We start from the raw sequence: 20,260 nt of genomic DNA, 5'->3' as shown, positions 1-20,260 counted from the left end.
TTTTTACTACCACTATCGAAGTGTGAGCTGATGGCCTTCGAAAGCGATCTGTGGTTGTTGATTCCTCGCTCGGTTCGTCGGTTCCCTGCCGATCTCGGCGCCGTCGTTTGCATCGTCGCGCTAACGTGCGGCTCCGTACTACTCCCGAGTCCCTATGGAACGCCTCTTCGGATCGTTTTCGGTCTGCTTTTCGTGTCGTTCGTTCCCGGGTATGCGTGCATCGCGGCCTTGTTTCCGGAAGCAAAGGACGGTGGGGATGCCTCCGAGTCCCGAACGGACGATGTCGTGGAGCGGAACACCGCTCTCCCGCGGCCCGGTCGCGGCATCTACGGAACGGAACGCATCCTCCTTTCCATCGGGACGAGTATTACCGTCGTTTCGATGATCGCTCTCCTGTTGAACTTCACTCCTTGGAAGATTCGCCTCGTTCCGATGCTCCTCGCGACCAGCGGTTTTACCCTGTTTGCCACCGGACTCGCTACGCACCGGCGGTGGAAGTTACCCGCGAACGAACGCTTTGCCGTTCCGTACGAGTACTGGGCCAGCCTCGGGCGCGAAAAGTTACTCGAACCTGATTCCCGCACGGAATTGGCGCTGAACATCGCTCTCGTTATGAGTCTGCTTCTCGCCGTAGGGAGCGTGACGTATCCCGCTGCCGTTCAGGATGGGAGCGACTCGTTCACGGGATTCTACCTCCTTTCCGAGAACGAAACTGGAAGGCTCGTTGCGGACGACTACCCCTCGGAGTTCACGCGCGGCAAGAGCAAACCCCTGTACGTCGGCATCCGAAATCGCGAACACCGAATGACGAACTACACCGTCGTCGTCCTGCTACAGCGCGTTGAAACCGCGAACGGCACAGTGCGGGTGACCGAGTCTCAGGAGCTCCACCGGTTTCATCCGTCGGTTAGGGCGAATGAGACGTGGCGGGTCAAACACAAGGTCACACCGCGAATGTCAGGTGAGCAGTTGCGGCTGCAGTATCTCCTCTATAAAGGCGATGCGCCGCCCCGGCCTGCGGCTGGGAATGCATACCGCGAACTTCATCTCTGGGTGAACGTTTCGGCCTCTAACCGCTGAGATGGCTTCGAGCAGCCGTTTCCGTCGAACGGACGCGCAGGCGCGGTTCACCTCTCCCCCTGACGTCGGTCTTCTTCGGCCGGTGCGAATACGGACGGCGGATGTGTCCACCAATCGGAGCGCGAGCAACGCGCTACGGTACCTCGATTCGGATGCAGAACGGAACAAGATTGCGATTCTTCCGCTTCGATTAGTTCGGGACTTCTCGCGGAGAAAAGAGTGAACGTTCACCGGAAGTCGATGTTCTTTATTTCCTTATAAGGAATATAACCTTGTCCACTGTTTTCTATATTTTCAAAATCTCTCTTAGGAGTTGTTGTTTTTCATGTCATTCAGTATTATTCGTTGTTTTAGTCAGGAATATAATCACCGTTCGAAAATTACTTTCCTAGTAAGGAAACACTTAACTCGACGGGTCTCGACGTCCTCCTCGATGCCAGACTCGAATTCGAAGGAGAAGATCACCGACGCAGAAATCATCTCCGTATTCCGCGAGACGGCCGATCCCGTCCTCGCGACGGGTGAAGTCGCCGACCGCGTGCCGCTCGGACGACGGGGCACGCTCAATCGACTCGATGCACTGGCCGAGGAGGGAAAACTGCGACGAAAGAAACTCTCGAAGCGCTCGCTCGTCTGGTGGGATCCGCGATGGACGACAGTCGGCGGTCGATGCGTTCTCTGTGACGACACCGCCGAGTACGAACTCACGACGAAGGCCATCGGCACCAACCCCATCGTGCGACTGATTCGAAAGCACGACCGTTTCACCGTCTGCGGGAAGTGCTCGACCGCGCTCGTCGGCCTTCGCGAAGCTTTTCCCGCCGAACGAGTGTTCGTCGACTGCCTCGACGGGGATAACCAACCGATTCCGACGAGCGAGTTCGTACGCCAACGGTTCCACGGGGCGGATGGGACGAGCGAACCGGTGGCCGAGAGAGGGAGGGAAGACCGCTAGCGCGGTGAAGAGCGCCGTCGTCCGAGTCGGATTTCTCGTAATCGCGTCCACCGCGCCGGTGAGCGCGACGAGCGTGTCCATCACGATTACCGGGGAGAGCAGATTCTCCTTCGAGGCTCCGCGAGGGGTTCTCACCGCATCGGAAGGCGGTACTCAAACGGAGCTCTCGAAGACGGCGTATCCGACCGCTTCCCGGGTGTGTGCAGTCTCGGCGTCGGCGCTCTGTTCCTCTTCGACCTTTACCTCGACGTCGGTTCCCGACAGATTCCGATAGCGTAGACTCGCCGTATTTGGGCCGTTGAGCGTTTGAAGGTCGGCGATGAACTGCGGTGTTTCGTACTGCTGCTGGAAGTCAATACGGGACCATCCGTCGGTGATCGTCGCTTCGGTTCGCCGTACCTCGAACGGTTTAGTGTTGAGGCGCCCCGCCACTTGCTGGAGCGTGATGTAGCCGACCGTCTCGCTCCGGTGCCAGCCTCCGGCTTCCTCCTCTTGGAGCTGCACCGCGAACGAACCGCTCGAGACGTCCGCTAATCGCGTGACGATCGGCTCGGGACCGTCGAACGTCTGTGCCTGCGCCAAGACAACCGGATTTGTGGTGCCGAAGAAATTCCCGAGCGAAACGGTGTCAGAGGCGGTGGAAACGGACGTCGTTCCGGCTTTGATCCGATAGGGGGAGCCGTCGCCCAGCCGTAGCTCGTGCTCGCTCGGTTCGACTGCAAGTGTGTGAAACCTCTCGAGGGCGTGCACTCTGGTGAGGTACGCCCACTCTTCGAGCTTGTATTCGAAGCCGTCATCCGCGACGTTCTGCAGGCGGACGTGGCACGGTTGGCTACCGCTAAATGACAGCGGCTTTCCGACGACGACGCCGGTCGATTGGTCGCCCGAATTGAACCGGTGCCACTGCTCTCCGCTCGTCTGTCGGGCGGAGAGAGTTGTCGTCGAGAGGGGTACCGCCGGGTTGTACGGCTCTCCGTCCACGGTCCACGTAGCCGACCCGCTCTCCTCCGCGGAGACGATACCGCCGACCACGTAGAAGGCGTAGACCTCCCCCGGCGGAACCGTCCCGGTCGCTTGCTCGGAATTCGGCGGGCGTTGCGAGATGGACGTCGGTCCCCACGTCATGGTGATAGTCGCCCCGTCGTTACCCGCTGGAAGGACGTACTCCCCGGCTTCGATTTCGTACGTCGCTGCCGATTGATTTCCGGTGTTGTCGATGCGGACGAGTTGCGCTGACTGCATCGGCACCCGCCCTAACGACGGCGGATTCGGTAGCGGCGGCGTCGTGTCCGGCGCCGTGGGATTGCCGCTGATCGTCATGTGCGACCGGATATAGTCCGAGTTAGTTTGGGGGCCGCTCCCGCCGAGAACGCCGGAGACCGTCCCCCAGGAATCGGGCGTCTGCCCGATCCAGATAGCGTACTCGGAGTTGTGGTCGTTCCGAACGTGGACGTTTTGAAGCTGAAGGTACTTGAGATCAGCGGGAGTATCGTCGCTCATCGTTCCCTCGTAGGTGTATATCGCATCGTGGTTCTTCGTCGAGAGATAGCTAATGCGAACGTTGCGAATGTAGAGACGCCGACACGGCGCCGGCGCCGTAATCGCTCCGCCACAACTCGAAGCCGAAAAGCGGTGGTAGAAGTCGCTATCCACGATAGCGAGCGTTCCGTCATAGCTGTTGATGCCAGCCGCGGAGTTCGTCGGCTCGTTGGCCTCCACGTTGACGCCACGTTGAAGCGAACCGTTTGACCACGCTTGTATCGGGTGCTGGGCGTTCTTTATCGAGACGCAGTTGCGCACCTCGGTGTTACCGCCGAGGTGCATGCCGTTCTGCGTGTTCCGGAAGAAGCAATTATAGATCTTTAACATCCCCTCCGGTTTCTTTGCATAGATGGTGTTTTCGGCCCACAGTTCGAACCAACAGCGATTGAATACTAACTCGCCCTTCGCTGATTCGACCAGGATCGCCCGTCGGTTGCTAGCTTCGGTCGACGCACACGACCCTTCGTGGAAGTAGCAATCTTGAAGGAGTCCGCGAGTGCCTTCTTCGGCCGACAACCGAAAGTACGTTCGGGCGTCGCTCGAGTTGTTGCTTCCGACGTTGGTGTCGGTGGCCACACGAACCTTTCCCCGCGTAACCAATCGTCTCAGCTCCCAGTTGCCAGCGGCGGAGTTCATTCTCACGAACGGCGGCACCGCGACGTCCCGCATGTCGAGTTCGAATCCGTCTAACACGAACCCGTATGAGTACACGTCGATCCACCGCACGTTATCACCCAACCGTCCGGGGATGAGACGCACGCCGTCCGGAGCGATGAGTTCGAGGTTATCAGTGCCTGACTGGATCACGAGCTCGTTGAATTTGTAGGTGCCCGGCGGGAACACAACGGTTGTATTGCTGCCAACAATGTTGTTGAGAACGGAATCGATGGCCGTATCTCCGGAGTTATCTGCGCCCTGCTCAACGATATTGTACGTCGGCATTCACTCACCCTCCTTTGATGAGTACCCGAAGTCGGCTTGGCCGCCCGAGTGTCGACGGATGTCTATGGCCAGCTCTGAATTCTCGTCATTGAGTCTTCGGCAGTTTCCACTCCGATCGTTTACACTGATCTCAGTCATTTCTCGGTCTATGGTTTTACCCTGGACCATAATTCGTTTAATTTTGGGAGTAAAATTGTCATGAGGAGCCTGAATACAAACATTATAATTTATAATTCTAGTCAAAGCGGTGGGAATAGGTGTTTAACACCAAAATATGTAGAATTTAAGATATTCTATCGTGCCGCTCTGCTCCACGTTGTTTGAGTGGTCACTCCTCCCGCCTGACCTCTTCGTCCCCGATTCGTGAGGAAAGCGGCCGAGCGACGACCGTCGGCTCCCGATAGACGATGCGCCGGACGACGGCGACGAGTGTCTACGGCCGAAGGCTCGCATCGACGCGATGCCGACTCTTGATTCGCGCGACCTCGATAGCGACGACTCGTCAGCTCGATGCATTCGGCTCGGAGGGCTGCGAACTCAGGTACGAATGGGACATCGACAATGACGGTCTGTACGACTGTTCGGCAGTTGGGTTTTCGTTTCCATGCCAGACGGTAGATCCGTGACGGTGACGCTCCGAATTAAGGATTTAAATGATGAAATCGATAGAACGACCGCTGCCATACCCGAGAACTGACTCATCTCCTACGTCAGTGTTTGAACGAAACGCTCGGCTTCGACGATTCATCAAGGAATACCGAGACTGACGGCGTTCCGAGTATTGACATCCTCCCGCGCCTGAAGACGCGGGAATCCCGACCGCAGTTGGGATATTAGGGTTCGCGGTTACCAACCTGTTCTCGTGGGGCGAAACAGCCCTCACGACGGTCGAACAAGTGAACCGCTGGCTGTGCCAACCAGCCGGTACTCCTATCTCCTCCATCACAGACGAGACTCGGAGTTACTTTTTGTCGAATATTCTCAGCACCGTTCACATCGGCATTCATCGCCATCTCGCATTCGTCGCAGACGTACAACCCGCGTTCAACCCGCTGGTCGCCATCGACCGTTCCACAAACCGAACACGACTTCGACGTGTTGCGTTCCGAAATTAACTCAACCTCGATGCCATCAGCTTCGGCCTTGTAGTCGAGTAACGTGGTGAACCGGTCAAACGCCCATCCATGCAAGTCAAGATTGCCGTGCGTTCCCCAATTTCGAGAGTCACCGTTTTTGTCGTCACGGATTCCGCCGAGATCTCCCACGACGATAGTTCCGACGTGTCTCTCAACGCATTCGGAAACGATGTGTTTCGTGAGTGAGTGGAGGAAGTGCGACCGTCGGTCGGTGCGTTTGCAATCGATTCGCATTCGCTTTCGCGAACGGGAATCATCACACTTGGCTTTCTCTTTCCCAAAGTAGTATTCATCCTCTTTTAGGACGTTTCCGGGGAATAGAATTGACTCACCGCCAAACAAAAGAGCGACGAAATTACAGATTCCGAGATCTATCCCAGCTATTTCGTCGCCCGGCGGTTCGGGGTCTATCGTCGTTCGGCAGACGAATTGAAGCCGCCACTCGTCACGCTCGTAGACGGCACGAACCTGTTGGATGTCCCACTCGGTTAGATCAATATCCGGGCGAGTCTGATACTCACACAGAATGAAGTCCGAGCGGTGTTCTTTGAGGTTGCGGCCTTTCGAGAGGCGAACGCGTTGATACTGTGTATCATGCTTAAAGCCAGCCGCTTTGAACGACACCGTCGAACGTGGGTGTGAATCCCCGTGTTTGCGGAAACCGGGCGGTCGGCAACGATTGTCGCCGTTCCGGCGCTTTGTGACCCAGCCGGTGAACGCTTCAGCAAGTTCTTCGAGAACGCGCTGACTGGATTGGGAATGAAGATCCGTATAGCGTTCGTGGCCTTTGAGTTCGGCTTTGAGTTCCCCGTCATCGGGAATCTCGCCCGTCGTGTCCCATCGTTCGTCTGCGTAGTAGCGACCGACGTTCCAGAGTTTGGACGCGGCCCATCCGAGTTGGTCGAGGTCGTCACTTACCTGTTTTGGGTTTGTGAGTGTAGCCTCGAATGTTCGGACGGTTCGCATTGGATTTTGCCTTCATAACCAGTTATGAAGGCCGAAAACATAATATTTCTGATTCAGCGTGGAATATCCGGCCCGGCCATTGGCGACGGGTGTGTCAGCAAGTGTACGGCGCGTATCCACGGCCTAAAGACCGTGGTATTGCGCCTGTTCAAACTATAACCTCACTGACGTCAACACGAAACTCGTCACCGACAGCCTTGATTTGGTCGGTTCGGCGTATCTCCGTACATTTATTTATGCCCTCAAATGAGAGGAACTATCGTTACTGCGGCTTCCGCGTTTAGACTGACATTAAAAACATTCAAACCGGAATTGATTTTTATTCGGACTTGTTCTGCAGGACGCTTAACATCTCTTCGTCGCTCAGTTCGTCCAGATTATACTTGTCAAGGTATTTGTAGTGTTGCCGGAGTTCGGTGGTCGACGGATTGATAGGTTTCCAACTCGACGGCTTCTCTGCGGTAACTACTTGTGTGTCTCGGAAATTAGGATCGAGGTTCGTCACTCGTTTATATAATCCCGCCGCGTATGGGAGGAATCGGCTATCACTTCTTGCCACCGTCTTATCGACTCCCTGATTAATCAACGTGGTCTCGATGTGTCGCATATCATGGTATTCCAGCATCCGACGCAACTCACGGGGCGTGTATTCCTTGATGTGGCTGCGAAACTCCCCCACGTTCCAGTAGAGGTAGTCCGCACTGACTTGGTGCGACCGACCGAATGCTACTTTAATACGGTTTATGAGGTGAACTCCGTTTGGCGTTAACAAGATGAGCCTTCCACCCGTCTTCAAATGGGAAACTGCTGCGTTTAAGAACTCACGCGGCGTCGAGATGTGCTCAATTACGTCGAGCGCGAGGACGACGTCCCAATGACTTTTAGGAAGATCGGTGGATCCTGCGGCCGCAGCTTTGAAATCAACTCCGACTCGATCGGCGAATTCTTTGATTCGCTCTCGATTGTTCCCAAGCTGATGCCACTGATCATTGAGATCGTCGATCGCCGTAATTGAGTATCCGAGACGAGAGAGCACGGCTTCGAAGTCGCATGGTCCGCTACCTATCGACAGCACATTCGATCCGGGAGGGTATTCGCCGGCGATCAGCGATATGATGGTCTTTGTCCTACCCAATTTACCGTTCAGATACTCCGAACCAAACGGAAATTCGCGCTGAACTTCCGCGAAGACACGTTCAATCCTCGCTTCGTCAATCGGTGCATCCGTTAACGGATGTTTGACTGAGAACATGACCTAGCACCACCGTCGGCTCGCTAAATAGTAATTTGGGTCTTAATACGCTGGAACAGTTATTAGGGAGCTTCATCTCGATGATCCATTACCTATGAATGCCGTGACCTCGCCGATGAATAATTCGGAAGTAAGAGATAGAAATGCACATATCTCTATGAAACTGATATTTTGAGATCCGCCCACGAAGTATCATCACATGGAACAATTCTAATGACTGTTGGTCAGTGAGTCTACAAAATCGGTATCGAATTCTTAGCTCACTGCGCGCAGTTCAGCTTCGAGCTTACTCTTCTCATTCATCAACCACTGAATCACAGGAGACCGGGCATGGATAACTTATGCAGATTCAGAGGCGATTACGTGCTTCTTCGAGGGCGGTGACCTGGTTGAATCCACTTCCTATTACTGCAATATGCGGAAGTGAATAGATAAACCAATATTTCGCCGAATCTCAGAGGTAGAGTATCTAACGCCGCAGATCACCACTTTTTAAACCTCATGTGGCTATATCAAATACAGTAATTTGGGAAGATGAGACCACGTCAGGTACAGAGGGGCTGTATGCATGCTCCCAATTGAACAGAGGAAGGTGAAGGGCCTCGACCTCGCCTTCAGTCGGCATTTCTTTCAAAAATTCTACTTATGGTCAAAGTGAATAATTAGCTCAGTAGCGTCACCACTCATCATCAAAGCTGCCACTCGAAGAAGACGGCCTTCTATCCAACTCTAGTTTGCTTCTTCAGCAACGTGAGAACCCCAATTCGCTATTACAATCGGTGATCGTTCGTACCTATCTATTAGCTCGGCCTGTACCAGCAAGACCACCGCTCGCCAGAATGACCGTGATCCCAAAACGGTTTGCGCAGCCAAATTCCAAGATTTTCCGTCCATTTCTCCTAATTGAGATGGAGTTCACTTGTCCCTGCAAATTCGTCCGCCCTGTCCTCCGATTCCCGTGAGAAGATTCCATAGACAGCATCCTCAGCGTCGTCCCACCTCTGCTCGAAGGTGTCGAAATGTGCCACGTCTCTTTGAGTATTTGGTGTGGATCTCAGGACGGGTATTTCGTCTCTTCCGCAATCGTCTCACTCTTCGCATAATACTCATAGATGTATAGGGGTTCGACCCCCTCTGTGAGTTGGTGGAGACGGAGCCAATCGATTTCGATCACTGTGGGAAAGATGCCGAGATGTGTGAAGGCCAACTGATAAAGTGTTTCGCAAGGAGAAACCATTCGAAGATTCCCCCTAAGTCTGAAAAAACGGATTTTGCAGGCTATTTGCTCGTGCATTGAGAATGGCAGTCTCAACTTCCGCATATGGCGAACAATCACAGACCTTCGGAGAATGTATACTGACGCGTCATCGTTTCTAGAAAATTAGCTCCCTGTGTGGAGAATACAGAATTGGATTCATGATGATTCGGAAGAGAGCTGCCTCAGAAGATCGAATATGCAAAATCCGTCTAGATCGTAGTAGCGTTACCACTCGTAAAACACGAATCAAGAGTCAGAGAATTCCTCAATTAGACGGAACTAACGCAGAGACAATCAAGTCGATCGCTTCCCAGCTTCCAACACCGGAGAATACGTCATCTCCCGTTCCACACCGCTTCAGGAGGAAGTCTGTGAGCCGCCAAATATAGAACCTTACTATAAATTACTTTAAACACTCTCGCAACACCTCACGCATCGTTACAGCCTGGCACTGTGCCGCCTGTGGATCAACGTTCTCTAACGAGTCAATGTACTCAACAGTGACAACGCCATCGTATTCAGCGCCACGCAGATCGTCGATAAATGCTTCAATATCGATGCTCCCATCCTGGACGGGCTGTTGAATCTCTTCCCAGCCGATTCCCGCTTGTCTAATGTGCACGTGCTCAATATCTGCTAACAGATCACGGTACGGTGGTTGAATATCGTGATTCCCGATAAAATAATGTCCGGGATCAAGCGTATATGCTAGTCCAGGTACGGCTGCCGCGTATTCGGCAGCGACGGCGGGCTCTTCGGTATGAGTCCCCCAATGTGTTTCGACGGTTAGAATAACGTCTCGATCTGCAACGGCGTCGACGAGCGCACTGAATCGATCGAGATCGGCAGCCAGTAATGTGTCTGTCTGCGCAGCGGGTAGCGTTACCACGTCGATATCGAGTGCGTCGGCGACATCGGCAACGGCCTTGACCCGCTCGATTTCGGTATCGAGATCGACCTCACCGGCGCTAACGTTGATCGCGACGGGATCAATATTCGCTTCTGTACACGCGGTCTCGATCCGGAGCGCTGCAGCGTCAACTGCACCGACAGCCTCGCTGGGAGCCACGTGAGCCCAACCCTCCTGCATTCCAACGTCGATCGCATCAAATCCCAAGTCGGACAGGCGCCGACACGTCTCGTTGAGCGAAAGACGACTGTAGAGCAATGTCGATCCAGCAACTTTCATAGGCTGATCCACTCCTCGGATTCGGCCGACTCGACCACAGCGCGTTCGAGTTCCAGCCGACGAAGCCCGTCGGCACCCGTGGTCGGCGGACGTTCGCTGGCCTGAATCGCATCGACGAACGCCTCGACTGAGGATTCGAACGACTCTTCAAGAGTATTCGATTCAATATTTCGCAAATCGTCGGTAAGCGGGCCTGGTGCGACTGTTCCGGTGCTATCGCTCGGTGTCATCCCCGTGAGCCGAACACGTCCGCCATCAGCGTACACGGCAAGATCGATGAGATGATCGTCCAACGAGGTGTGAATTGACGCTGAGACCGACGCGAATGTCCCCTCGTCGAAATCCAATGTTACTGAAGCAGCGTGAGAGGGAACGTACAGGATATCATCGAGGCGGAACTGCTCTTCGACCACTGTCGGATCATGGTTCAGCGTAGCGCGAACCGACTTGGGTTCTCCGAGGAGGAACACGAGTAGATCCAGAACGTGATGCCATCCGTAGGCATGGACGTCGACACTCACGAGGTGGACATCACCCAGTTCGCCCTTGTCAATCGCATCTGCTATACGCCTGAACGAAGGCATGTGCCGGTAATTGTAGTCAACAGCGAGCGTTCGTCCTGTTTCTTCAGCGACCTCAACCATTCGTTGCCCGTCCACTACGGACTCGGCCATAATCTTCTCACAGAGGACGTCCGCACCGCCTTGGAGCGCAGTGATCGTCGGCTCAACGTGGTGTTTCTCCGGAGTTGCGACCGAGACAACGTCGGGTTCGAGATCCGCCATCAGGGCAGACAGATCATCGAATGAGGGGACGTCGTGTTCGCCCTCCAGTTCGGCTGCTCGCTCTGCGTCGAGGTCGCAGACCCCGATCAGTTCGGCGTTTGACGACCGTCGATACCCCACTGCGTGATTCCGTCCTGCGCCGCCGCAGCCGACGACGGCTGCTCGTACTGGGTCATTCGGTGGCATTGCTTCGAACGTCTGCCGGAAGAGAAATAAAACTGTGTCCCGCGGATGTCGCCAGAGCGCGTAGCAAGCGCAGTCGTCGGTCGGAGGCAGATGTTCATTTACTGACTGTGAGAAGTGGTATCGATGAGCGATTCAGAGGTAGTCGACGCTGTCGCCAGTGAATTCGTCGACCCGGCACCTGAATACGATCCCGTTCCGCGATGGTGGGACGGCGAGGAACTCGACCACGAGCGAATAACTGAGCAGCTGGAGGCGCTCGCTGACAACGGCGTCTCTGGTGTCTGCTTCATTTCGAAGATTCTGAACGGCCCGTCGGGGAACACCTCTAAGGACTTCACCGAGGACTGGATTCATACTCTGGGCGTGCGATCTACCTGCAAACGATAGACGTGCCGACGGTCGACGACGCTCATATGATACTTGATCTGGGCAACGTAGCTGTATCTGCGACTATTTCGGTTGACGGCAAGGTCGTCGGCTCAGTCTTCGCACCACCCTTTACCGTCGACATGACGGCCCATGTTTCGGCTGGAGAACATATGGTCGAGATCGACGTAGCGAATTCCCTCGCGAACCACTTCGCCACCGAGACGCCCAACGACTATCGCGAACTGCTACTCAGCATGTTCCTCCGTGAGGATGGCGATCTTCTCGATAAGTACGACTCAGAACGGCAGTACGCGGGTGGCTTGCTCGAACCGGTTCGGCTCCGAGTCGAACCGCGCGTGACGCTTCCATTGTCGTGAAAACAGACGTTTAGTCCGAAACAGGGACGATACCAAGACGGTCTCGCCAGTCCTCAATTTCCGATTCCAGCGCGTCCAACGTCGCGAGGTGATCCTCCGAAACCGAGTCCGACGTGCTGCGGCAGTGAACCGTCTCGATTACACCCTTCCGAGCAAGGTATCGCTTGGCGCCGCCGGGGTACTCCGCGCGGACGAGATAATCCGCGATCGAGAGGAATCTCCCAAGCGCCGCGGCGACGTTCGGGTCGGTCGAGTAATTCTCGCACAGCCATGAAAGTAAGCCGGGATAAAAGTTCGCTGCGATACCGCAATAGCCGTCCGCGCCGTTCCGAAGAGATTCGAGCAACAATGGTGCGTTCGCGTTGTATAGTCCGATTGACGTCGCGGCAACTGCGTTAACTCGTTCGGCTAGCAGTTCACTGTCACAGCACGTGTCCTTCACGAAGACGAATCGGTCTGTCGCGGCCACGTCACGAAGCGTCTTGGTCGAGACCAACCGATGGTATGGGATCGGACACTCGTAAAGTCCCAGCGGAATCCCATCGGTCAGCGCCAGCAGCTGTTCGATCCGCGCAGCCCACTGCTCGTCTGTCTCCGCCGCCGCAGCCATTTCGGCAGCGTTCACAACGATGGCGTCCGCCCCAGTGTCGGAGAGACGGCGAACGAACGCTGCCTCGTCGCTGATCTGGCGACCGAAGGTTCCCGTGGCGATCACTGGGACGCGGCCGTCGGCGACATCCACAACACGTTCGACGATAGAAACCCGCTCAGCATCGGTGAGTTCGTACATTTCACTCGAAAGCGATACCGGAAACAGGCCGTCGGCACCGGTGTTTAGGTACCACTCGACGAGTCGGTCAAGTGACTGCCAGTCCACGTCCCTGGAGTCGGTGAACGGCGTCACCATCGCCGGCCAGACGCCTGATGGAAGAGATGCTGTCATCGTTACCAACCTCAAAAGCAAGTAGCGGAAACTTAGTTCTTGTTGAGCAATAAAAAGGGGTGGGAAGGATTGAATTATTCGATCGAGAACTCGTAGGCACCCGCGCCAACCTCGACGAGGATATCAGCCCCATCAGCCTCGACTGAGAGCACACCGTCCGGCGCACCCTCGGCCAGTGAGAGATCCGACTCCGTCACTGCTGCTTCGGCCGCGTTCGGGAGGCGAACCGTCGCCTGTCCATTCCAGGGCACTGTCACCGCAAGATTGTAGGTGTCGCCGTCACACTTCCAATCGACGGTCAACTTTCCTGCCCGCGTCTCCATACTTGCCGACACCCAGTCAAGGGCGGTGACGATCGAGGGTGCGATCGTCAGGTGGTCGGTCACCGGTTCGTCGCCGAGTTTGATTCCAGCAAGTACCTCGTAGAAGTACTCGGAAACGTGCGTGAAAGGCGAGTGATTTAGGGAGTTCATGCCGGAGCCAACGCTCTCATCGGAGTTCCAACGCTCCCACATCGTTGTTGCACCGTTCCGGGCCATGTAGACCCACCCAGGCTGCTCAGGCTGACTGACGACTTCGTAGGCCAGTTCGTCGAAGCCGTGCTCGGCGAGCGTGTGGATCAGCGGCCGTGTGCCGAGGAATCCTGTCTGGAGTTTCCCTCCGTCTGAACGGACCTTCTCTGCGAGATTCTCGGCGACCAATTCAACTTGTTCTTCGGGCACCATTCCGAGGAAAAGCGGAACGGAGTACGATGACTGCGTGCCGGGACCGTAAACACCCGCTTCGGGATCGAAAAACATTTCATTGAACCTGTCAACGAGGTAGTCCGCATGCTGACGGTAGTTTTCCGCGTCGGACTCATTGCTGAGGGTGTCTGCGATCTTCGCGAAAGTATCGGTCACTTGGTAGACAAAGGCAGTGTTGAACAGGTCGTGCGGGAGACCGCGCCGACCATCAATATTCTCGAAAGCAAGCCAGTCACCAAACTTGCCGTATTTGTCCGGGACAATACCTTCTTCAGCGATATCGTTCCAGTAGTCAACGTAATCGCGCATTCCCTCGTACTGTTCGCGGAGGATGTGATCATCGCCGTCGTGCTGGTAGAGATACCACGGGATCATTACGCGCGTGATCGACCACGTCGGGTCGGCAGGATCCTCATGGGCTTTGTTCGGGATGACGTCAGTGACATAACCCATCTCCGAGGCGACATCATCGTGGTCTCGTGCCCACTTTTCGTCAAAGCGGACGCTATCGAAGTTGAACAGCAGCGATCGCGTCGAGATGTGCGCATCGCCAGTCCACCCAAAGCGCTCGTCGCGTTGTGGACAGTCTTCGGGAATGGAGTGAGTGTTGCTCCGGAGGCCCCAGACCGCATTGTGCTGGAGCTGATTGAGATCCTCGTTTGAACAGGCGAAGTCGCCGCGCCGATCCATCGCCGTTGTCACGGCTTTTGCGGTCACGTTGTCGGGATCCAGTTTGCCCGGATAGCCAGAGATCTGCGCATAGCGGAAGCCATGGTAGGTGAACCGCGGCTCGTACGTTTCTAAGGCGTCGCCGCGAGCGATATAGGTGTCGGTCGCATCAGCGGTTCGAAGGTCAGTCGTTGAGAGATCGCCTTCCTCCGTCAGCGCCTCGGCGTGCCTGAGCGTGATCTCGTCGCTTTCGTCTGGATCATCGAACTCAATTTCTATCCATCCAGTTAGGTTCTGTCCGAAGTCGAGTATCGGTCCTTCCGGGTGATCGTGGATCTCTTCGTAATCGAACGTCTCGACAACTCCCATCGGCTGAATACGCTCGGGACGAAGCGTTCCGCCGGGTGCGGAGACGACAGTTGCGGGATCCCAGTCGGCGTCGTCAAAGCAAGACGCACACCAGTCATCCTGCTCACGGCGAGCGTCGTAACGCTCGCCGTCATAAATGTCGTTCTCCAGTAACGGGCTCTCGCTTGCTCGCCAGTTTCCGTTCGTCGTGACCGTGCGGGTTGTGCCATCCTCGAACTCGATCGTGAGCATGACACGAGCTCGCGGCGAGCCGCCGGAGACCCAGTATGCGCCCCGTTTGGAGAACCAGCCGCGACCGAGCCACAGGCCGAGCGCGTTCTCGCCCTCCGTCAATCGTTCGGTGACGTCGTAAGTTGAATAGAGGATCCGCGTCTCGTAATCTGTCCAAGCTGGATCAAGTTTCCGGTCGCCGATCAGTTCGCCGTTGACGTAGAGTTCGCCGTAGCCGACGGTAGCGGCGTGGATTCTTGCGGATGTTACTGATTCATCGAGTTCGAACTCTGTACGCAACAGGGGCGAAGACGACGCCATCTCGGACTCTGTGTTACCGTTAACCAGGTGTTCACGTCCCCAAGTGTCGGTTTCGACGGATGAGGACGCCTCGACGGTTGCGTCGCGGGCGAGGTTCTCTCCGTCGTTCCTGACAGTAAGTCCAGCAAGCGCGAAGCACTGCCATGAACTGGTCCGCTTTGTCTTTCGGTTGATGCTACGAACGTGGGAAACAGACTCGTTTGATGGGGCGATCTCATCAAGATCGGTCGCGGTGACGCGTACGTACCGGCCGTGGACGTCGAGATCGTCGTGCATCTGAACCGATGTCGTACCATTTTTTGGCGTACCGTTGGACACCTTGTCTTCTTGCTCAAATGTGGCATCAGTGACGACTGTGGCATCCTCGAACGCGGGATTGTCGGCCACCTCGATGTGATAGGAGTCTGGGAAACCGAAGCCATCGAGCGGATTCTCTGCCCACGACATCGTGACTGCTGTGTCATCGGGCGTGTGTATGATCGTAACCGGATTGGTTGGGTGGAGACCGATCTCCGAGATTGATTGAGGCTCGCCCAAATCGACTTGTACCCACTCCTTGCCGCCCTCGTCGGGGTCACGCCATCGACTCCGCCAGCCGTTCGTGTCGCCCTCGCCTGGCTGGTGAGCGATCCAGTCTCCGCGCCAGTCTTCCGGTTCGAGGGCCGTCGAGAACGACGATGGATCCGCCCATTTGGTCTCCCCGGCGTCGGTCCAGACTTTCACCGACCAATAGTACGTTTCATCGGAGCCTAAGTCTGGACCATCGTAGCTGACGCTCGTTGCGTCGCCCGATTCGATGTGCCCGGAGTCCCAGAGATCACCGTGTCCACTCGCGGCCGCGTTGCGCTCGTGACTGACGACGAGTCGATACGCGATCTGGCGTGCTCCCCGACGTTCCGTCGCTAAGCGCCACGAGAACCGTGGTGTCCTCGTTGGATCGACGTTGTCCGGTGAATCCTCGTATTCGACGCATAGCTTCGTAGGGAGGAGCGTCTGCTCTCCTCCAGATGGTGAACCCATGTACCACGCCACTCATCCAGCCGAGTTAAACCTTCGTACGACCCCTCTCATAGAGTCGTAAGATACGGTTCGCAGTATCGATATGGCTCGGTTGTGCAATAGAAAAAACTTAATGTCTATGGTATGCATACTCATATATCCATGGGCGAGCTTAAGATAGAGAATCTCACGAAGGATTTCGGAACCGACGAAAACCACATCATCGCGGTCGATAACCTCGACATCCACATCGAAGACGGAGAGTTCCTCATCCTCGTTGGTCCGTCCGGTTGCGGAAAGTCGACAACACTGCGGTGTGTTGCTGGACTAGAACAACCGACCAGCGGTGATATCGTCCTTAACGGAAATCCGGTAACACAACGAAAGCCGAAAGACCGTAACATGGCCATGGTCTTTCAGAACTACGCGTTGTATCCGCACATGACTGCTCGGGAAAACATGGCGTTCGGGCTCAGAATGACGACTGAGTTGTCGAGCGAGGAGATAGACGAACTCGTTCGTGATGCATCGACACTCATGGGAATCGATGGCCTCCTCGAGAAGAAACCCGGTGAACTTTCGGGTGGACAACAGCAACGAGTCGCATTAGGACGGGCAATCGTACGTGATCCAGAAGTGTTCCTCATGGACGAACCCCTCTCGAACCTGGACGCGAAGCTCCGAACACAGATGCGAACGGAACTCCAAGATCTTCAGCAAGATTTGGATGTCACGACGATGTACGTCACCCACGATCAAACGGAAGCGATGACGATGGGTGATCGCATTGCTATTCTCGACGGAGGTGAGCTACAGCAGATCGGTACGCCGGAGGAGTGTTATCAGGAGCCATCCAACCAGTTCGTCGCCGGGTTCATCGGGTCACCAAACATGAACTTCTTCGACGTGACGCTGAGCGACGGAAAACTCCTGACCGACGACTTCGAAATTCCCCTCTCCGGGTCGGTTTCGGACCAACTTGCTGGTCGAGAACCAGAGTTCGTGATGGGTATTCGGCCCGAGGAAATCCTCAGCAAAGAGGAAGCGGTTTCGAGCGATAATACGTTCACTATCAACGTCAACGTCGTCGAACCATTGGGTGACGTTACGTACCTCTACACCGAAGTCAACGGCTCCGAAATGACGATCAGCGTCGATAGAAACTCCGATATCGATCCGAACGACCAGATACCGATAGCTATACCGGAGAAGGAACTTCACATCTTTGACAAGGAGACGGGAGAGGCACTGGTCAACAGAGGAGTACCGGTTTCCAGCGATCACGTGATGGGTAGTAGCGCCCAATCGGACGCGTCCAAAGCGTAAGGCTATCGTTTCTACAATTCTATCGGAGATGTTTGAGCCTCCTATCGTGTTGGTTTCGATTTTAGTGTCGCGATGCTGCCAGCGATAGCAAAATTTGATACGATCGTCCGCAAAATTCCGTTATTCAGCACAGTTCGACGCGGTTTCCCATGTCTATCGATCTCCCGTCCGTTCGCGGATACGCCGCAGCGGGCAGCGGTTCGAACTTGTGAGGGCAACGAGTATTACCGCTTCCGCTTCGGACACGTCTGCGTACTCTCTATGTAACACTTCGCCGCGAAACGAAGAGTTGGCCAAAACTTCCGTTCCCAGGTAGCCCTGCCTAAACTCTCACAACGTCTGTAGATTATGGTGATACGTCTCGTCATGAACCTACAGTCCCCTGCCAAGACGGGCGCATTCGTCGGCGAGGTGAATCATGATCTCCACCAGTCTTTCGTTAAGTACTGTGGAGTGTTGCCGTTCGGCCCATTCGGAAGTTTCAAAATGGAACAGAAGCCACAAATTTCGTTCGCCAAGTCGTCCTCCTAATGATCGTCATTCGTCCTGGTTCAAGTCATCGTCGTCCCACGCCCAAAACAGATCAGGCAATATTTAGGTGCCGGGTCGACAAAACTATCAGATGAATTATTAATAAGTTGCCACGGTGTCATAATATTACGGCGTTAAGTAATCTCCGACTGTGATAGTTGTCCTGATTGTGGGTTTATATCATATCCGGGCAAGTTAGGAAAGGAAGATTCTGATTATCCCTTAATACCGCCGAGGGTGAACCCACGGACGTAGTATTGCTGCATTGAGACGAACAGGATGACCATTGGGATCAGCGTCATTGCCGCGGCGGCCATCAACGGGGCCCAGAGCGTACTCACCTGGCCCTGGAAATACCCCAGGGCGACTGGAAGATTGTAAAGCGCTGCGTCGCGAGCAAGAACCAGCGGCCAGAGGAAGGAGTTCCAGGTCGTAATGAACGTGATGATGCCCAGCGTCACGAGTGCAGGTTTCATCAGCGGGACGACGATACGCCAGTAGATACCGAAACGTGAACAACCGTCCATTAGCGCCGCGTCTTCGAGTGACGAGGGCAGAGTCTTGATGAATTGGCGCATCAGAAACACGCCGAACCCGCTGATCGTGTGCGGGAGGATGATCCCGAGGCGGGTATTCACCAGCCCGAATTGATTGAACATCAGATAGACTGGGATGAATAGGATCATTGGTGAGATCATGATCGTCGCAAGTACGGCCGCGAATGTCACGTCTCTGCCCGTGAATTTCAGTCGAGCGAACGCATAGCCAGCAAGCGAATCAACGACGAGAACGACTAGCGTTGCCCCCGCTGCGTAGATGAAGGAGTTGACAAAGAATCCAAAGAATCCCCGGTCGAGGAGTGGAGTCTGTCCGAGCCAGACATTGACGTAGTTCACGAAACTCCAGACCTCGGGGATGAGTTTTGGCGGTACGACGGGCTTCCAGCCGTTACCCATCATTGATACCGAGATCATGATCAGGTACGGCCCTGCCGTTAGCGTTGCTATTAAAAGCAAGTAGACGTGTGCGCCCAGTCGTTCGATTCGCCCTTTTGTCGTCGTTGGATCGTCAAAGATCGTTTCGTGTTCCGAGCTCATCGTTCCATCATCTCGCTGTGTCGAGGATCCGTCCCATCATTGGTAGTACTCTGCGTTGCTCTGTAGCGGTTTGTAGGTCAAGAGTGCGATCAGTGACGTGACGAGGAATATCAGGATAGCGGCCGCTGCCGATTGACCGAAGCTGTTATACTGGAAGGCCAGTTCGTAGATCAGGTATGAGGGAACCATCGTGGAGTTGACCGGTCCTCCCTGCGTCATGACGAAGACTGCGCCGAATCCCATACGCATCACCAGCACAAGTTGGATGATGACGAGAAAGAACGTCGTCGGTTTCATCAAGGGCCAGATGATGTATCGTACTTTCTGGTACTTGTTCGCCCCGTCCATGGCGGCAGACTCCATCACAGATGCTGGGAGACCAGCCAGTGCCGCCATGTAGATCAGCATCGAGAGACCAAAGCCCCACATTTGTGAGATAATCACAGATGGGAGCGCAGTGGCAGTGTCAGAGAGGAATGGAATATACGACTGGATGACGCCCAGTGAGAGCAGGACGGCGTTGACGATTCCGCCTTGGTTGGGGAATAGAACCAGTTTCCAAACGATCGCCCAGATGATCGGCGGTCCAGCGACGGGGATCAGGAACGCGATTCGGTAGAGGGTACTCCCGCGCAGTTTCTCTCGAAGCAACAATGCCGTCGTGAACGAGAAGATAATATTCGTTGGAATAACCACTGCAGCGAGCAGGAAGACGTTCTTCAGCGATGTCCACCAGACTGGCTGGTTGAGGATCCATCGATAGTTCTGGAGACCGATGAACTCGCCGGGGAGGTTCACCAAATTCGAATTGGTGAAGCTTAGGTAAAAGGCGAAGACCATCGGAAACCCGATCACAAACAGGATGAGTGCGAGCTTCCCCAGGACGAACGCCCACCCCTCGATGAATTCCTGCTGTTTCAGCGAAAGGTTATCGACACTGTACCAAGATGTCGTCTGGGTTCCGCTCTGCGAGTCTACTTCTATCGATCCCTCGGTCGATTCAGAAGCCATC

Annotated in this window: 15 protein-coding genes; 5 read left to right on the top strand and 10 right to left on the bottom strand. The window is 55.1% G+C overall.

What is annotated here, in order from left to right:
* Nucleotides 1–30: 30 nt before the first annotated feature.
* Together LIW51_RS28605 and LIW51_RS28600 are read left to right on the top strand one after the other, a co-directional pair.
* Nucleotides 31–1,080, top strand: coding sequence for a DUF1616 domain-containing protein (locus tag LIW51_RS28605; protein ID WP_227379414.1), 1,050 nt, complete (start codon nucleotides 31–33; stop codon nucleotides 1,078–1,080).
* A gap of 433 nt (nucleotides 1,081–1,513) precedes the next feature.
* Nucleotides 1,514–2,035 carry a hypothetical protein gene (locus tag LIW51_RS28600; RefSeq protein ID WP_227379413.1) on the top strand — a complete coding sequence of 174 codons (522 nt, stop codon included), beginning with the start codon at nucleotides 1,514–1,516 and terminating at the stop codon, nucleotides 2,033–2,035.
* A gap of 153 nt (nucleotides 2,036–2,188) precedes the next feature.
* Here LIW51_RS28600 and LIW51_RS28595 read toward each other — a convergent pair whose 3' ends face one another.
* From LIW51_RS28595 to LIW51_RS28575, 6 genes are all read right to left on the bottom strand, one after another.
* Entirely contained in the window at nucleotides 2,189–4,519 is a 2,331-nt protein-coding gene (locus tag LIW51_RS28595; RefSeq protein WP_227379412.1) for a hypothetical protein, read from the bottom strand.
* 833 nt (nucleotides 4,520–5,352) lie between these two features.
* A complete protein-coding gene (locus LIW51_RS28590; RefSeq protein WP_227379411.1) occupies nucleotides 5,353–6,621 on the bottom strand; it encodes an RNA-guided endonuclease InsQ/TnpB family protein in 1,269 nt (422 codons plus the stop codon).
* Between the two features lie 319 nt (nucleotides 6,622–6,940).
* Nucleotides 6,941–7,873, bottom strand: coding sequence for a class I SAM-dependent methyltransferase (locus LIW51_RS28585; protein WP_227379410.1), 933 nt, complete (start codon nucleotides 7,871–7,873; stop codon nucleotides 6,941–6,943).
* Between the two features lie 899 nt (nucleotides 7,874–8,772).
* Nucleotides 8,773–8,901: a hypothetical protein gene (locus LIW51_RS38785; protein ID WP_255767631.1), complete on the bottom strand. Its 129-nt coding sequence runs from the start codon at nucleotides 8,899–8,901 to the stop codon at nucleotides 8,773–8,775.
* A gap of 633 nt (nucleotides 8,902–9,534) precedes the next feature.
* Entirely contained in the window at nucleotides 9,535–10,320 is a 786-nt protein-coding gene (locus LIW51_RS28580; protein ID WP_227379409.1) for a sugar phosphate isomerase/epimerase family protein, read from the bottom strand.
* A complete protein-coding gene (locus LIW51_RS28575; protein ID WP_227379408.1) occupies nucleotides 10,317–11,291 on the bottom strand; it encodes a Gfo/Idh/MocA family protein in 975 nt (324 codons plus the stop codon). Before LIW51_RS28575 ends, LIW51_RS28580 begins: the two co-directional genes overlap by 4 nt.
* Nucleotides 11,292–11,414: 123 nt before the next feature.
* Between LIW51_RS28575 and LIW51_RS28570 the strand changes: the two genes are divergently transcribed.
* Together LIW51_RS28570 and LIW51_RS28565 are read left to right on the top strand one after the other, a co-directional pair.
* A complete protein-coding gene (locus LIW51_RS28570) occupies nucleotides 11,415–11,678 on the top strand; it encodes a hypothetical protein (protein ID WP_227379407.1) in 264 nt (87 codons plus the stop codon).
* Between the two features lie 2 nt (nucleotides 11,679–11,680).
* Nucleotides 11,681–12,037 carry a hypothetical protein gene (locus LIW51_RS28565; protein ID WP_368411880.1) on the top strand — a complete coding sequence of 119 codons (357 nt, stop codon included), beginning with the start codon at nucleotides 11,681–11,683 and terminating at the stop codon, nucleotides 12,035–12,037.
* A 10-nt stretch (nucleotides 12,038–12,047) separates the two neighbouring features.
* Here the strand turns inward: LIW51_RS28565 and LIW51_RS28560 are convergent, their stop codons facing one another.
* Both LIW51_RS28560 and LIW51_RS28555 read right to left on the bottom strand, forming a co-directional pair.
* Nucleotides 12,048–12,980, bottom strand: coding sequence for a dihydrodipicolinate synthase family protein (locus tag LIW51_RS28560; protein WP_227379405.1), 933 nt, complete (start codon nucleotides 12,978–12,980; stop codon nucleotides 12,048–12,050).
* A 74-nt stretch (nucleotides 12,981–13,054) separates the two neighbouring features.
* The gene (locus tag LIW51_RS28555; protein WP_227379404.1) at nucleotides 13,055–16,315 is read right to left on the bottom strand and encodes a family 78 glycoside hydrolase catalytic domain; all 3,261 of its coding nucleotides are present in this window, start codon (nucleotides 16,313–16,315) and stop codon (nucleotides 13,055–13,057) included.
* Nucleotides 16,316–16,456: 141 nt separating this feature from the next.
* On the opposite strand from LIW51_RS28555, the gene LIW51_RS28550 reads away from it, so the two are divergent.
* Nucleotides 16,457–17,620 carry an ABC transporter ATP-binding protein gene (locus LIW51_RS28550; RefSeq protein WP_227379403.1) on the top strand — a complete coding sequence of 388 codons (1,164 nt, stop codon included), beginning with the start codon at nucleotides 16,457–16,459 and terminating at the stop codon, nucleotides 17,618–17,620.
* 746 nt (nucleotides 17,621–18,366) lie between these two features.
* Here the strand turns inward: LIW51_RS28550 and LIW51_RS28545 are convergent.
* Both LIW51_RS28545 and LIW51_RS28540 read right to left on the bottom strand, forming a co-directional pair.
* Complete coding sequence (locus tag LIW51_RS28545; RefSeq protein ID WP_227379402.1) at nucleotides 18,367–19,248, bottom strand: carbohydrate ABC transporter permease; 882 nt, start codon at nucleotides 19,246–19,248, stop codon at nucleotides 18,367–18,369.
* A gap of 36 nt (nucleotides 19,249–19,284) precedes the next feature.
* Nucleotides 19,285–20,259: a carbohydrate ABC transporter permease gene (locus LIW51_RS28540; protein WP_227379401.1), complete on the bottom strand. Its 975-nt coding sequence runs from the start codon at nucleotides 20,257–20,259 to the stop codon at nucleotides 19,285–19,287.
* Nucleotide 20,260 lies beyond the last annotated feature (1 nt).

Source organism: Haladaptatus halobius, from assembly GCF_020618475.1.
GTDB lineage: Archaea > Halobacteriota > Halobacteria > Halobacteriales > Haladaptataceae > Haladaptatus > Haladaptatus halobius.
This window is presented reverse-complemented; position numbering and strand designations above follow the sequence as displayed.